The following is a 13,989-nucleotide window of genomic DNA, read 5'->3' as shown; positions in this document are numbered from 1 at the left end:
TTTCGGGGCATCCTCGTTAACGCACCGTCACTTCGGGGGCGCGCTCCGGAACCGGCCGCCCTCCGTCGGCGCGCCTAGGCGATCTCGGAGTCCTCCGGCGACCGTCCGGCGAGCTGCGCGTCGAGGTAGGCGCGGTAGGCGTCGCCGTCGTAGTGGCCGTGGTCGGAGAGGCAGAACACCAGCGGCCGTCCGGCGTTCTCGGGCCTGCCCGCCATCTCGCACGCCGCGTGCACGGCATAGGCGGCCTCGGCCGACGGCAGGTGCCCCTCGGTGCGCAGGAGCAGCCGGGCGCTGTCGAACACGGGCTTCTCGTCGTAGGCCTCCGGACGGACCATCTCGCGCGCCCGCAGCTCGCTGAAGAGCTTGGGAGCGGCGTGGTAGCGCATCCCCTCGGCCTGGATCGGGGCACCGGCATAGCCGCTGCCGAGCGTGAACATCTTCGCCTGCGAGCCGTGGCCTGCGCGGTCGCGCGCGTCGTAGCGGTACACGCCGCGCGTCAGCACGGGGTAGGAGCTCGACTCGACCGGCACGATGGCGGCCTCGCCGCCGTCCGCGAGGAAGGGCAGGCCGAGCCCGCCGACGTTCTTGCCGCCGCCCAGGTAGCCGATCAGGACCGGCTCGCCGTCCTCGTCCAGCCCGGCGAGCTGCTCGCGCGTCTCCGCGCCGATCACCGTGGAGTGCAGGATCGCGAACGGTTCGCTGCCGCCCAGGATCCAGCGCCCGCCCTCGGTCTCCCCCGCGCGCTTCATCGCCTCGCTCATCACGTCGCTGAGCGCGGTGCCGCGCCCGCCGCCCGGCGCCGACTCCGCGCCGCGCAGCACCTCGGCGCCGAGCAGCTCCATCGCCGCGCGGCGCCCGGGCTTGCGATCGAAGCTGCCCGGGACCATGTGCACGACGCACCGCAGGTCGAAGCGGGCGGCCGCGGCGGCCACCGCCGTCCCCCACTGCCCGGCGGCCGAGCTCGTCACCAGCGTGCGCACGCCGGCCTCGGCGTAGTAGTACGCCTGGGCCAGGGCCGTGAGGTACTTGTGCGAGCCCGCCACGTTGCCGGCCTCGTACTTCATGTAGAGCCGGGCCTCGGTACCGAGAGCAGCCTCCAGGCGGCGGAGCCGGACGAGCGGCGTCGGCCGCCACTCCATGTATGCCTCCCGCACCGGCTCGGGGATCTCCACCCACGGCCGCAGCGGCATGTTCTGCCGGACGAGCGCCTTCGGGACGGCCGCCGACAGCCCGCCGCCCCCGGCCGGGGACGGATCCGCCGCCCGCTCCGGGGGCAGCTCGATGCCGCGCTCGGCCAGGACGTTGTACCAGTGCGTGGGAACCTCGACGCCGCCGGTCACCGGTAACCCCCCTGGTAGAACGCGAGCGGTTCCTTGTCGTCGCACAGCCGGCCGGCCGACAGGACGCGGCCGAGCAGGATGCGGTGGTCGCCGGCGGTCGCGGCGCCGTCCAGCTCGCAGTCGACGTAGGCGAGGGCGTCGTGCAGGATCGGCGCGCCGGTGGCGGCCGAGGCGACCTCGACCCCGCTGAAGCGGTCGCAGCCCGACGTGCAGAACCGGTCGGACAGCTCCTTCTGGTGGCGGCCGAGGATGTTGACCGCGAACGCCCCCGATCCCTCGATCCGGGTCGCCGTCGCCGAGCCCAGATCCGCGCAGAACAGCACGATCGGTGGGGTCAGGGAGACGCTGGTGAAGGAGTTGACCGTGAACCCGGCGAAGCCGTCACCGGTCGCGGCGGTCACCACGGTCACGCCGGTCACGAACGAGCCGAACACGTCCCGCAGATACCGCTCGCTCACCTCCTTGTTCTTCTCCGCGTACCTGTTCTCGATGATCTCCGCAGACACCTGGAACCGTCCCTTCGATCGGCGGTGAATTGCCCGTTGACCAATGTGAATCGAACGCACGCATCCTGTCGCGTGCCGCATTTCCCTCAGTGTCGGCCGGGGGCGTGCGCGGAACACCGAATGTCAGGTTGATGTCAGCGGCGCCCTGGCATGAACCTGTCGCCGGGCGGCGGGACGGCCCGCACGGCTATTTCCTGGAAATCGATCGACTGAATCGACCGATCAGGAGCAACCGTGATCGAGGACCAGACACAGACGGTGCCCCGGGACGCGGGGGGCGTGCACGCCTCCGTGATGGACTGCATCCAGGTGAACCTGGGCGTGCTCGCCGACCGGTTCCACGGGACGGACACCCATCTGCGGCTCGGCGCGCCGCTCCGGTTCGACGTCCGGCCGCTGGACTCCTCGCCCGGGGCGCTGCCCACGGTCGAGCCGGAGCTCGACGAACGCCTCGCGGCGGCCGCCCGGCTGCTCGGGCTCGCGACGAGCGAACGGGGCGCCGGCGACCTCACCGGCGGCCCGCTCTACGCGGTGGCCGACGCGTTCGCCCTGCCGTGGGGACCCTACTTCGAGCGGCAGCACATGGAGCACAGCTTCCTCGTTCTGGACGAGGAGGACCCGGACCGCGCCACGGTCGTCGACGCCTACCACAACGACACCGAGTGGGGGCCCGCCCGGCCGGGATGGCACTCCTACCCGCGCGACGAGCTGGACGCGCACCTCGCCGGCGCCGGGCTGCGGCTCTTCGACGTCGAGCCGTGCACGCCAGGCGTCCCGCCGGCCCCGGAGACCAACCGGGAGCACCTCACCGCGGCCGAGACGCACGCCGCGCGCGACCGGTACGTGGAGGCGTACCGGGAGCACCCCGACCCGAAGGTCTCCGTCGAGCGGCTGACGCTCGAGACCTGGCTGCTGGCCCGCGACCGGGCGCTGCACGCGGCCTGGCAGTGCGCCGACCCCCAGGCGAAGGCGGCCGACCGGGCGCGCGACCACGCGCAGGCGTGGGCCGGCTTCGCCGAGCAGGTGTACGTGGGGCTGCGCAGGGTGCGCCGGGACCGTCCCGCGCCCGACCTGTACGGCCCGCTCGCCGACCTGCTGGCCGAGGACGCCGAGCTGGCGGAGCGCTCCGCCGCCTGAACCGGCCCGTCCCGCCCCGAACGCCCCCGACCCACCCGATGACGAGGAGGCCCGATGCCCACCGTCCATGACGAAGTGATCGACACCGCCGCCGAGGTGCTCGCGGTCGACCGGCAGAGCCTGGTCGCCGCGGACCCGCTGACCGAGCTGCCCACCTTCAGCTCCTTCCGCGTGGTCGACATCGTCGAGCGGCTCGAGGAGAGGCTCGGCGTGGAGATCGCCCCCGCCGACCTGCGCCCGGAGAACCTGCATCACCTCGACGCCCTGTGCGAGCTGTTCGCCCGCTCGGCGGCCGGCGCGAAGGCGGTGTGACCGATGAGCGAGCTGCTGCACCACCTGCTTGACCAGGCCGCGGACCGCGACGGCGAGGCCGCCGCGGTCACCCAGGCCGACACCACGCTGACCTACGCCGGACTGCGGGACGCCGCCCGCCGCGTCGCCGCCGGGCTGTCCGAAAGGGGCCTGCGGCGCGGCGACCGGATGGTGGTCACCGCGATGCCCGACGCGCGTCTCGCGGCGCTGCTGTACGGTGCCGCCCGCATCGGCGTCGTCTTCTCCGTCGTGCACGAGCAGGTGCGCGGGTACGTGCTGCGGCACATCCTGGGCGACTGCGAGCCGGCGCTGCTCGTCGCCGACGACCCTGAAGCCGCGGAGACCGCCGCCGAATGCGGGGTCGCCGTCGCGGGACTCGCCGACGCCGTCCCCGGCCCCGGCGCGCACGGACCGGTGACCGAGGACGAGCCGCTGGCCAACGACCCGGCCTGCCTCATCTACACCTCCGGCACGACCGCGCTTCCCAAGGCCGTCGTCTCCACCCACGCGCAGATGGTCTTCGCCGCCCGCGCGATCCAGGACCGGCTGCGCTACCGCGCCGACGACACCGTGTACTGCCCGCTGCCGCTCTCCTTCGACTACGGGCTCTACCAGCTCTTCCTCGGCGCGATCGCCGGCTCCCACGTCTGGCTGGGCAGCGCCGCCGAGGCGGGCCCGAGCCTGCTGGCGAACCTGCTGCGCAGCCGCGCCACCGTGCTGCCCGCCGTGCCGCCGGTCGCCGACGGCCTGCTGCGGATGCTGCGCCGCGGCGCCGACCGGCTCCCGCCGCTGCGGCTGATGACCAACACCGGCGCCGCGATGCCCCGGCGCGTCCTGGACGGGCTGCGCGAGGTGCTGCCGGACCTGCGCGTCCAGCTGATGTTCGGGCTCACCGAGTGCAAGCGCGTCTCGATCATGGAGCCGGACGAGGACCTGCGCCGCCCCGGCGCGCTGGGCAGGCCGCTCGCCGGCACCGAGGCGTTCACCGTCGACGAGCACGGCCGCCGGCTGCCGCCCGGCGAGACGGGCGAGCTGGTCGTACGCGGGCCGCACGTGATGGCGGGCTACTGGCGGCGCCCCGAGCTCAACGAGCAGCGCTTCCCGCGCCGCGAGGGGCTCTTCCCCGAGCTGCGGACCGGCGACTACGGGATGGTCGACGAGGACGGCTACCTGCACTTCCGGGGACGGCGCGACGACGTCTACAAGCAGCAGGGGTTCCGGGTGAGCGCGGTGGAGGTCGAGGCCGCGGCCCGGCGGCTGCCCGGCGTGGACGGCGCCGCCGTACTGCCCCCGGAGGGCGACCGCGCGGAGGCCGTCCTGTTCGTCACCGGCGGCGCCGAGCCCGCGGAGGTCCAGCGGCGGCTGCGCGACGACCTGGAGACCTTCAAGGTCCCGCAGCGCTGCCACGCGGTGGCCGAACTGCCGGTGAACGCCAACGGCAAGACCGACAAGAAGGCCCTGCGGGCCCGGCTGGAGGAGGGCGTCCATGCCTGAGCCGCCCGTCGACCGGATCGCTGCGGACGGGACCCCGGCCTACGTCTACGACCTGGCCGAGCTCGACGCCGCGCACGCCCAGCTCACCTCGTTCCTGCCGCAGCCCAGCGACCTGTACTACTCGCTCAAGGCCAACCCGCACCCGGCGATCGTCCGGCGCCTGCACGCTCTCGGCTGCGAGGCCGAGGTGACGTCCGAGGGCGAACTCGCCGCCGCGTCCGAGGCCGGCGTCCCGCCTGAGCGGATCTTGTACACCGGCCCCGGGAAGCGGGACCGGGACGTCCACCGGGCCCTGGACGGCGGTGTGCGGCGGTTCTCCGTCGACTCCGCCGAGGCCATGAGGCAGCTCGACGACATCGCCCGGAGCCGGGACGTGCGGGTGAGCGCGCTGCTGCGGGTCAACCCCGAGCAGCCGATCCCCGGCGTGGGGCTGGCGATGACCGGGGCGCCGTCGCAGTTCGGCGCCGACCTGCGCTGGATCGAGGCCGAACCCGAGCACTTCAGCGGCTACGAAGCCGTCGACGTCGAGGGCGTCCACCTCTACCTGGCCACCAACCTCGCCGACGAGGACACCCTCGCCGACCAGTTCGCGGTGGCGGTCGACGCCGCCGCCCGCGTCCAGCGGCGGCTCGGGTTCCCGCTCCGCACGCTCGACCTCGGCGGCGGGTTCGGCGCCCCCTACGCCCGCGACGGCGCCCTTCCCGACTTCCCGGGCCTGGCGGCGCGGCTCAAGGAGTTGCTCGCGGACGCCTTCCCCGGCTGGCAGGAGGGGCGGCCGCGCGTCGCGTTCGAGTCGGGCCGGTACCTGACCGCCACCTGCGGGCGCCTTGTCACCCGCGTGCTGGACGTCAAGGAGTCGCAGGGCCGCCGGATCGTCGTGTGCGAGTCCGGCATCAACCACCTCGGCGGCATGGCCGGCCTGCGCCGCGTCCCGCCGATCCTGCCCGACCTCACCACACCCGATGGCGCCGCCGCAGCGGACGCGTCCGAGCAGCCGGAGGAGGTGAGCGAGGCCATGGTCAGCGGCCCCCTCTGCACGCCCCTGGACACCTGGACGCGCCGCGGCGAGGCGCCGGCCGAGCTGAGCCGCGGCGACGTGGCCGTGGTGCCGAACGTCGGCGCCTACGGGCTGTCGGCCAGCCTCGCGCTGTTCCTCGGCCACCCGCTGCCCGACGAGGTCGTCGTCGACGGCGCCGGCGTGCTCGAACGCGGCCGCCTGGAGATCCACCGCACCACCGACCCGATCACCCCGACACCGAGGAGGTAGTCATGGAAGACCAGTTCGCCACCCTGCTGCGCCCGTACCTGCGGTTCCTGCCCGAGGGCGAGGAGGTCCGGCCCGACGCGCGGCTGCGCGACCTCGGCCTGGACTCGATGCAGGCCATCGAGCTGCTGTTCGACATCGAGGACAGCTACCAGGTGACGCTGCCGGACGAGCGCCTGAACGACCGGACGTTCGAGACCGCCGACAGCCTCTGGCAGGCGGTCGACGAGGAGCGCGACTCGGGAGGCCGGTCATGAGCGTCACCGGCGCGCCGGACGTGCGGCAGCTGCTGCCGGACGTCCTGGAGGTCGTGCGCGAGCACGCCGCCGAGACCGACGAGAACGCGCGGTTCCCCACCGAGGCCCTGGACTCCCTGCGCCGCAGCGGGCTGCTGGGCCTGCTCGTCCCGGCGGAGCACGGCGGTCTCGGCGGCACCGTCCGGGACATGCTGGAGATCAGCGACCGGCTCTCCCGCGAATGCATGTCCGTCGGGATGATCTTCGCGATGCACTGCCAGCAGGTCGCCACGCTCGCCGAGTACGCGGGCGAGGAGCTGCGCGCGTCGCTGCTGCCGCGGATCGCGCGCGGCGAGGTGTACATCGCGTCGGTGACCACCGAGCCCGGCAAGGGCGGCCACCTGCTGACCTCGCAGTCGCCGCTGGCGGGCGACGGCGAGTGGCTGCACCTGGACCGGATGGCGCCCGTGGTGACCGGCGGCGCGCACGCCGACGGGTTCCTGATCACCATGCTGGCGCCGGACGCCGAGTCGCCCGGCCAGGTGTCGCTGGTGTACGCCGACCGCGACCAGCTCGACCTCGATCAGGTCGGCGGCTGGAACCCGCTCGGCATGCGCGCCACGCACAGCGTCCCGATGAAGATCGTCGGTGACGTCCCGGCGGCGCAGGTCGTCGGCCGGCACGGCGAGTTCCGCGAGATGAGCACGCGCGTGTTCGCGCCGCTGGCGCACCTCGGCTGGGCGACCTGCTGGCTGGGCGCCGCCGCCGGCGCGCTGAGCCGGACGCTGCGGATGTTCCGCGAGCCGGACGAGCGCAAGAAGCGCGACCTGCGGTCGGAGCTGCTGCTCACCCGGCTGTCGGGGATCCGCCAGCGGCTCGACACGGTGCACGCGCTCATCGAGCACGGCCTCGTCCGGTACACGAGCCAGGCCGAGGGCGCGGACCTGTCGGCCCCGTCGGTGCAGCTGCTGCTCAACGCGGTGAAGCTCACCGCGTCCGAGCAGTGCCACGCGGCCGTGGACGAGCTGGTCGAGCTGACCGGCATGCGGCACGGCTACCTGCGCGGCTCCAAGCTCGCGCTGGAGCGGACGCTGCGCGACCTGCGGTCCGCCTCGCTGAACTACGCCAACGACCGGCTGCACCAGGCCGACGGGGCGCTGACGCTGATGGACGCGGAGGTGCGCTTTGCCTGACACCACCGCTGCACCCGAAGCAACCGCCGTACCCGACAGCACCGCGCTGTGGAGGAAGCTCGGCGACGAGGGCGCGCTGCAGGACCTGTACGAGGGGCCGGGCACCGACCCGGGCCTCGGGCTCGACCCGTTCGCGCTGCGCGACCTGCTCGCATCACTGGACGCCGGGCACGATCTCGGCACCACGCTCGCCGTCTGCGTGCAGGCCGCCAGCGCCCTCCCGATCCTGCTCGGACGGCGCGACCGGGACGGCGGGACCGTCGCGCGCGTCGCCGAGCAAGCCGTGGCGGGCCGCGCGGTGGTGGCGCTCGCCGCCACCGACGCGGGCGCCGCGGGGTCGGACCTCACGGCCCTGACCACCCGGGTGGAGCTGGACGGCGACGAGGTGCGGCTGGACGGCGGCAAGCAGTGGATCGTCAACGCCACCACCGCCGACCACGCGCTCGTCCTCGCCCGGCACCGTCCCGGCGACCACTTCACCAGCTTCACCCTGCTGCTGGTCCCGGCCGACCGCGACGGCGTCGGCCGGGCCGCCGCCCCGACCCGCTTCTTCGCGGGATCGGGGCTCGGCGAGCTGACGTTCGACGGCGTGCGGCTGGACCGGTCGCACGTGATCGGGCGCCCCGGCCAGGGCTTGGCCGAGTTCGCCCGGCGGATGGCGGCCGAGCGCCTCGCCAGCGCCCTGTGGGCGTCGGCGCTGTGCCGCCGCGTCCTGGCTGGCCTGCACGAACGGCTCACCGCGCGCACGATGCGGGACCGTCCGCTGTGGGAGATCGGCTCGGTGCGGCAGCGGTTCGCCCGCGCGCTGCTGGAGCAGCGGCGCCTGGACGCGCTGTGCGACGGCGCCTGCCGGCAGGGCCGTGCGTCCCCGGCGCAGGCCATGCTGCTCAAGGCGGCCGGGGGCGAGACGGTCCGGCTGGTGCTGGACGAGGCCGCGCATCTGCACGGCGCCGACGGCTTCGCGGTCGGCGGCCTCCAGGAGCTGCGGGCCGAGGCGGCCATGTTCGGCATCGCGGGCGGGACGACGGAGACGATGCTCGAAGGCATCGCCGACCACACGCCCGAACTGCTGGAGAAGGCGTCATGAGCGGCCCTGTCCTGAACGGCGCCGTCGTCGACATCGCCGAGGGGGTGGCGATCGTGTTCGCGCGCGTCGCCGACGTCCTGCCGGACGGTGCGGCCGACGAGCACCGCGCGGGCCGTGTGCTGCTGGACGGCCTGCTGACCCGTTCGGCGGGCCCCGCCCTCGCGGGCGCCCGGGTCGCGAAGGGGCGCAACGGTCGGCCGTACCTGCCCGCCCACCCTCGTATCGGGGTGAACGTGTCGCACAGCGGCGGGTACGTGGCCGCCGGTGTCGGCCTCGGCCACCGCGTCGGCGTGGACGCCGAGGTCCCCGCGCCGGTCTCCCCCGGCCTGCGGGAACGCTGCTGCTCCCGCACCGCGCTCGGCGCGCTCCGCCGGCTCCCGCCGGAGCGGGGACGGCGCGAGTTCGTCCGGATCTGGACGGTCCAGGAGGCGTGTGTGAAGGCCGCCGGTCTGGGGCTGGCGGGTGCTCCGTGGCGGATCCCCGTCGAGGTCGGGCAGCACCGCGGCCACTGGAACGGCTTCACCTGGCGCAGCCTGCCGGACCGCTTTCCGGTCCCCGTGTCCTGCGCCTACGCAACGGAAGGATTCTCATGAGCGACGGACTCAGCTGCTACACCGGCAATCTCGTCGCCTACCTCGAACGGCACGAGACCGATCCGGCCGACCGGGTGGCCCGCTCCATCCGCGTGGCCGTCCGCACCGACCTGCCCGACGGATCGCTCGCGATCTCGCATCACGCGATGCCGCTGCACCGGCTGCCGGACGGCGGCGAACTGCGGTACCGCTCAGCACGCGACCGCGACACGGCGCTCCGCGAGATCAGGGCGGAGCTGGAGGCGCAGGGGCAGGTCCTCGTGGTCGCCGACAGCTCGCTGCTGCCGTGGTCACCCGGCGCCGACGCGGGCGCGCCGCACTACCTCCTGGTGACCGGCTTCGAGGACGGTCACTGGCACATCGTCGACCGGTTCTCCGCACTGCTGCCCGGTGGCGGCGAGCAACTGCCGTTCGACGGCCGGCTGGGCGGGGAGGAGTTCGCCGGGCTGCTGCGGCCCCGCGACCCGCTCCCGGCGGAGCAGCGGCGGCGCAACGAGCACGCGTTCGGGTTCCCGGTGCCGGTGCCCCCGGACGGCGACCACCAGTGGCTGGCGCTTGGCCCCGACGAGTCCGGAGACGGCACCGTCCTGCCCGGGCAGTGGATCACCGATCCGGCGCGGGCGCTCGACCGGCTCGCCGAGCACTTCGCTTCGGGGCCCGCCAGCGGACGGCTACTGGAGGACGTCTGGGCCGTGGCCCGCCACCACACCTTCCGCTACGAGCGTCTGCGGGACCGGCTCGACGGCGCGGACGAGGCGTACGCGGCCTGGAACGAGCTGCCGCGGGCCGTCCGCTTCGCGCACGAATCGGCGCAGCGAGGCCGCGCCCGCCCGTCGCTCATCACGACCGCGTTCGGCAAGTTGAGCCGGATCGAGGACGAACTGCGCGAGCCGCTGGCCGCGCAGGGCTACGGAGTGGAGATGGAAGGAGCGAAGACATGACCGAGCGGACCCTGTACGAGTGGTTCGCGGACGCGGCGTCCCGGCATCCGGAGGAGACGGCACTCGAGGCGGGCGGCGAGGAGCTGACCTATCGCGAGCTGGCCCGGGCGGGCGAACGGGTGGCGGCGGCGCTGGCCGCGGCGCGCGGACCTCGCCCGAGGCGCGTGGGTCTCGCCGCCGAGCGGACCCCGCTGACCTACGCCGGCTACCTCGCCGCGCTGCGGCTCGGCGCGACCGTCGTCCCGCTCAACCCCGTCTTCCCCCCGGAGCGCAACGAGACGATCGCCCGGTCGGCGGACGTCGACGTCGTGATCACGGGAGAGGAGCCGTCCGGGCCGCTGCGCGAAGGACCGTGGGCCATCGTGCGCGGCGACGCCCTGCGGCAGGGAGCGGACGGACGGGCCGGGGCACCGGCCGTGGCCGACGATCCCGAGCCGGTCGCCTACATCCTGTTCACCTCTGGTTCGACGGGCGCGCCCAAGGGGGTGCCGATCGAGCACCGCAACGTCTCCCCCTACCTGGCGTACAACATCGAGCGGTACGGGGCCGGGCCGGGCTGCCGGTTCTCGCAGACGTTCGACCTGACCTTCGACCCGTCGGTGTTCGACATGTTCGTGGCCTGGGGGTCGGGCGCCACGCTCGTCGTCCCGGCCAAGGACGAGGTGAGCGACCCGGCGGGCTTCGTCCGGGACCGGGGCATCACGCACTGGTTCTCGGTGCCGTCGGTGGTCTCGCTCGCCCGGCGGATGCGCCGCCTGCCGCCCGGGAGCATGCCGGACCTGCGCTGGAGCCTGTTCGCCGGCGAGCAGCTCACGACCCGGCAGGCCGCCGCGTGGCACGAGGCCGCGCCCGCGAGCACGCTGGAGAACCTCTACGGCCCCACCGAGCTGACGATCACCTGCACCGGCCACCGGCTGCCCGCGGACCCGGCGTCGTGGCCCGCCACCCGCAACGGGACCGTGCCGATCGGCGAGGTGCACCCGTCGCTGGAGTCGGTGATCCTGGACGAGGACGGGCGGCCCGCCGAGGAGGGCGAGCTGTGCGTCCGCGGCGTCCAGCGCTTCCCCGGCTACTTCGATCCCGCCGACAACGCGGGCCGGTTCGTCTCGTACGAGCCGGGCGGCGGCCCGGCCGTGTCCTACGACGGCTCCGAACCCCTCACCGGCCGGCACTGGTACCGGACGGGCGACCGGGTGGAGCGGGGACCGGACGGCGCGCTGGTGCACCTCGGCCGCCTCGACGGCCAGGTCAAGATCCACGGCTACCGCGTCGAGCTCGGCGAGATCGAGGCGGTCCTGCGCGGCCACCGGTCCGTCGAGGACGCGGTGGCGCTCGTGGCCGGCGAGGGCGACGCCGCCGATCTGCGCGTCGCCTACACCGGCGACGAGGTCCCGGCGGGGGAGCTGAGGGAGCACGCCGGGCGGAGTCTGCCCTGGTACATGGTGCCGCGGGCGTTCACCCGGATGCCCGGGTTCCCGCTCAATCCGAACGGCAAGATCGACCGCCGCCGGATCGAGGCGCTGGCGGGCGCATAACTCCCGCCGCCCGGGCAAGTCCCTATGTAACGGCATGACCTGTTACGAGGAGGAGCAGTGACCGCCAAGATCCGATCCGCGGCCGGCCTCGCGCTCCCGGTCGTCTTCGTGCTGATCTGGAGCAGCGGCTACCTGGTCGGCTCGATCGGCGCGCACGCCGGGCCGCCGCTGGGCCTGCTGGCGTGGCGGTTCGTCATCGCCTTCGCCGTGCTCGCGACGATCTCGCTGGCGACCCGCGCGCCCTGGCCGTCCGCACCGCGCACCTATCTGCATCTGCTGGCGATCGGGATCCTGCTGCAGACGGTCCAGTTCGCCACGCTCTACCTGGCGCTCGGCATGGGCGTCCCGGCGGGGCTGTCGTCGCTGATCCTCAGCGCGTGCCCGCTGGTGGTCGGCGCCGCCGCGGTCCCGCTGTTCGGCGAGCGGCTGGCCGGGGCCCAGTGGCTCGGGCTGGCGCTCGGCCTCGCCGGGGTCGGCATCTCGCTCACGGAGAAGCTCGCGGGCGGCGGGAAGCTCGCCGGGTACGCGCTCGTCGCGCTGGCGCTGGCCGGCTTCGCGGCGGGCACGCTCTACCAGAAGGCCGCCGGCCTGAAGGTGGACCTGCGCACCGGCACCACCGTCCAGCTGTTCGGCGCGATGGTGACCACCATCCCGCTCGCCCTGCTGCACGGCGGGATGCATCTCCCGCTGACGTTCCCCGCGCTCGGCTCGCTGGTCTGGCTCGCGACGGTGAACTCGATCGGCAGCTTCACCCTCCTGTTCATCCTGCTGCGGATGCGGGGCGGAGGCGCCGCGACCAGCCTGCTGTACCTGGTCCCGCCGGTGACGGCGCTGCTCGGCGTCCCGATCCTCGGCCAGAGCGTCGGGTGGAGCGTCTTCGCCGGGATGGCGGTGTCGGGCGTCGGCGTGGTGCTCGTGCTGCGCGGCGGACGCCGTACCCAGGAGGAACGCACAACAGATGAAGAGGACGCGGCGCGCACCGCGGAGCCGGCCCGGAGCCGAGCCCGCGACGTCCCCGTCCGCCACTACGCCAGGAGCGCGAACCGATGACCGACGACATCCTGCGCCGCGCCCGTGAGGCGCAACGCGCCGCACCCCCGGTGGGCGACGACGCCTACCCCTCGTTCATCCAGGCGGCCCGCAAGCGCATGGCGGCCCACTGGCCCGAACTCACCGGCGCCGGCGACCGCGACATCGAGCGGGCCCGCGAGAAGGGCCTGCCGGAGGCCATGCTCGAACGGCTGCGGCTGGCGGACCGCCACCGCGACGCCCTGGACACCGCCTTCGACGGACTCGAACGGGCGCTCCCCCGCACCGCACAGGCCGGCGAGAGCGTGCAGGGCATGGGCGAGGTGCGCGCGCACCGCGTGCTGCGCCCGCTGGGCGTGATCCTCATGGTCTTCGAGGCGCGCGCCGAGATCACCCTGCGCAGCGCCGTCATGTGCGCCGCGACCGGCAACGCCGTGCTGCTGCGCGGCGGCTCGGAGGTCGCCGAGACCAACGCGGCGGTGGGCGGCGTGCTGCGCGCCGCGCTCGCCGACGCCGGCCTCCCCGAGGGGCTGGTGACCATCCTGGACAGCGGCGACCGCAAGCAGCTGCGCGCCCTGCTCAAGCGGGACGACGCGATCGACGTGATCATCCCGCGCGGCGGCCCGAGCCTCATCGAGACCTGCCGGACCGCGTCCCGCATCCCGTTGATCACCGGCGGGGGCGGAGCCAACCACCTGTACGTGCACCGCAGCGCCGACCCGCGCACGGCCGCCGCCCTCACCTTGGACGGCAAGCTGCCCGATCCCGCGGCCTGCACCGCGCTGGAAACCGTGCTGGTGGACGAGGAACTGGCCGGCGCCTACCTGGCGGCCCTCGCCGAGGCGGCGAAGGCCCCCGACGCCGGAGGGCTGGTCCTGCGCGTCACCGACGAGGTGGCGGCGCGCATCCCCGCCGGACTCGCCGGCCACCTGGACCCGGCCCGGCTCGGGCCGCACGACGACGGCCGCGAGTACCTCGACCAGACGCTCGCGGTCCGCACCGTCTCCGGTCCGCAGGCCGCGATCGCGCACATCGGCCGCCACGGGTCGGGGCACACCGAAGGCGTGCTCACCGGTGACGACGCGGTCGCCGAGGAGTTCTGCCGGCGGGTGGACGCGGCGGCCGTCGTGGTCAACGGGTCGCTGCGCCTCAACGACGCGCCCGCGATGGGCCTGGGCGCCGCCCTGGCCATCAGCACCGGCAGGCTGCACGCCCGCGGCCCGGTGACGCTCGACCGCCTCTACACCCATTCCTGGATCATCGACGGGGCGAACGCGTCCCGCTTCCGCACCGCGGCGTGAACCGCACGAAGGAGGACACCG

The 13,989-nt window shown here is 74.3% G+C and carries 14 protein-coding genes; 12 read left to right on the top strand and 2 right to left on the bottom strand.

Translation table 11 applies throughout. The features are described 5' to 3' along the window. Positions 1-74: 74 nt before the first annotated feature. A complete protein-coding gene (locus J4709_RS26360) occupies positions 75-1,340 on the bottom strand; it encodes a TrpB-like pyridoxal phosphate-dependent enzyme (protein WP_208244475.1) in 1,266 nt (421 codons plus the stop codon). Beyond that, positions 1,337-1,846: a flavin reductase family protein gene (locus J4709_RS26355; protein WP_208244474.1), complete on the bottom strand. Its 510-nt coding sequence runs from the start codon at positions 1,844-1,846 to the stop codon at positions 1,337-1,339. The genes J4709_RS26360 and J4709_RS26355 overlap by 4 nt, the downstream gene beginning before the upstream one ends. Before the next feature lie 234 nt (positions 1,847-2,080). Between J4709_RS26355 and J4709_RS26350 the strand changes: the two genes are divergently transcribed. The 12 genes from J4709_RS26350 to J4709_RS26295 are packed head-to-tail and all read left to right on the top strand — an operon-like array spanning position 2,081 to position 13,968. Continuing rightward, a complete protein-coding gene (locus J4709_RS26350; RefSeq protein WP_208244473.1) occupies positions 2,081-2,983 on the top strand; it encodes a hypothetical protein in 903 nt (300 codons plus the stop codon). A 54-nt stretch (positions 2,984-3,037) separates the two neighbouring features. Further along, positions 3,038-3,295, top strand: a complete 258-nt coding sequence (locus tag J4709_RS26345) for an acyl carrier protein (protein ID WP_208244472.1) — start codon at positions 3,038-3,040, stop codon at positions 3,293-3,295. 3 nt (positions 3,296-3,298) lie between these two features. Next, positions 3,299-4,789 carry a class I adenylate-forming enzyme family protein gene (locus J4709_RS26340; RefSeq protein ID WP_208244471.1) on the top strand — a complete coding sequence of 497 codons (1,491 nt, stop codon included), beginning with the start codon at positions 3,299-3,301 and terminating at the stop codon, positions 4,787-4,789. Then, complete coding sequence (locus J4709_RS26335; protein ID WP_208244470.1) at positions 4,782-6,056, top strand: type III PLP-dependent enzyme domain-containing protein; 1,275 nt, start codon at positions 4,782-4,784, stop codon at positions 6,054-6,056. Before J4709_RS26340 ends, J4709_RS26335 begins: the two co-directional genes overlap by 8 nt. Positions 6,057-6,058: 2 nt before the next feature. Beyond that, a complete protein-coding gene (locus J4709_RS26330; RefSeq protein ID WP_208244469.1) occupies positions 6,059-6,310 on the top strand; it encodes an acyl carrier protein in 252 nt (83 codons plus the stop codon). Then, a complete protein-coding gene (locus J4709_RS26325; RefSeq protein ID WP_208244468.1) occupies positions 6,307-7,482 on the top strand; it encodes an acyl-CoA dehydrogenase family protein in 1,176 nt (391 codons plus the stop codon). The genes J4709_RS26330 and J4709_RS26325 overlap by 4 nt, the downstream gene beginning before the upstream one ends. Next, positions 7,475-8,569: an acyl-CoA dehydrogenase family protein gene (locus tag J4709_RS26320; RefSeq protein ID WP_208244467.1), complete on the top strand. Its 1,095-nt coding sequence runs from the start codon at positions 7,475-7,477 to the stop codon at positions 8,567-8,569. The genes J4709_RS26325 and J4709_RS26320 overlap by 8 nt, the downstream gene beginning before the upstream one ends. Next, positions 8,566-9,162 (top strand): 4'-phosphopantetheinyl transferase family protein, encoded by a 597-nt coding sequence (locus J4709_RS26315; protein ID WP_208244466.1) that lies wholly within the window; start codon positions 8,566-8,568, stop codon positions 9,160-9,162. Before J4709_RS26320 ends, J4709_RS26315 begins: the two co-directional genes overlap by 4 nt. Further along, on the top strand, positions 9,159-10,103 hold the full coding sequence (locus tag J4709_RS26310) for a hypothetical protein (protein ID WP_208244465.1): 945 nt from the start codon (positions 9,159-9,161) through the stop codon (positions 10,101-10,103). The genes J4709_RS26315 and J4709_RS26310 overlap by 4 nt, the downstream gene beginning before the upstream one ends. After that, positions 10,100-11,638 (top strand): amino acid adenylation domain-containing protein, encoded by a 1,539-nt coding sequence (locus tag J4709_RS26305; RefSeq protein ID WP_208244464.1) that lies wholly within the window; start codon positions 10,100-10,102, stop codon positions 11,636-11,638. Before J4709_RS26310 ends, J4709_RS26305 begins: the two co-directional genes overlap by 4 nt. A gap of 57 nt (positions 11,639-11,695) precedes the next feature. Then, on the top strand, positions 11,696-12,688 hold the full coding sequence (locus J4709_RS26300) for a DMT family transporter (protein ID WP_208244463.1): 993 nt from the start codon (positions 11,696-11,698) through the stop codon (positions 12,686-12,688). Next, the gene (locus J4709_RS26295; RefSeq protein WP_208244462.1) at positions 12,685-13,968 is read left to right on the top strand and encodes a glutamate-5-semialdehyde dehydrogenase; all 1,284 of its coding nucleotides are present in this window, start codon (positions 12,685-12,687) and stop codon (positions 13,966-13,968) included. Before J4709_RS26300 ends, J4709_RS26295 begins: the two co-directional genes overlap by 4 nt. Positions 13,969-13,989 lie beyond the last annotated feature (21 nt).

Source organism: Actinomadura violacea (genome assembly GCF_017573465.1).
Classification (GTDB): domain Bacteria; phylum Actinomycetota; class Actinomycetes; order Streptosporangiales; family Streptosporangiaceae; genus Spirillospora; species Spirillospora violacea.
This window is presented reverse-complemented; position numbering and strand designations above follow the sequence as displayed.

Coding starts and splice junctions, on each gene's coding strand:
- J4709_RS26345 (WP_208244472.1), top strand. CDS start 3,038: ATGCCCACCGTCCATGACGAAGTGATCGACACCGCCGCCGAGGTGCTC.
- J4709_RS26340 (WP_208244471.1), top strand. CDS start 3,299: ATGAGCGAGCTGCTGCACCACCTGCTTGACCAGGCCGCGGACCGCGAC.
- J4709_RS26335 (WP_208244470.1), top strand. CDS start 4,782: ATGCCTGAGCCGCCCGTCGACCGGATCGCTGCGGACGGGACCCCGGCC.
- J4709_RS26330 (WP_208244469.1), top strand. CDS start 6,059: ATGGAAGACCAGTTCGCCACCCTGCTGCGCCCGTACCTGCGGTTCCTG.
- J4709_RS26325 (WP_208244468.1), top strand. CDS start 6,307: ATGAGCGTCACCGGCGCGCCGGACGTGCGGCAGCTGCTGCCGGACGTC.
- J4709_RS26315 (WP_208244466.1), top strand. CDS start 8,566: ATGAGCGGCCCTGTCCTGAACGGCGCCGTCGTCGACATCGCCGAGGGG.
- J4709_RS26310 (WP_208244465.1), top strand. CDS start 9,159: ATGAGCGACGGACTCAGCTGCTACACCGGCAATCTCGTCGCCTACCTC.
- J4709_RS26305 (WP_208244464.1), top strand. CDS start 10,100: ATGACCGAGCGGACCCTGTACGAGTGGTTCGCGGACGCGGCGTCCCGG.
- J4709_RS26295 (WP_208244462.1), top strand. CDS start 12,685: ATGACCGACGACATCCTGCGCCGCGCCCGTGAGGCGCAACGCGCCGCA.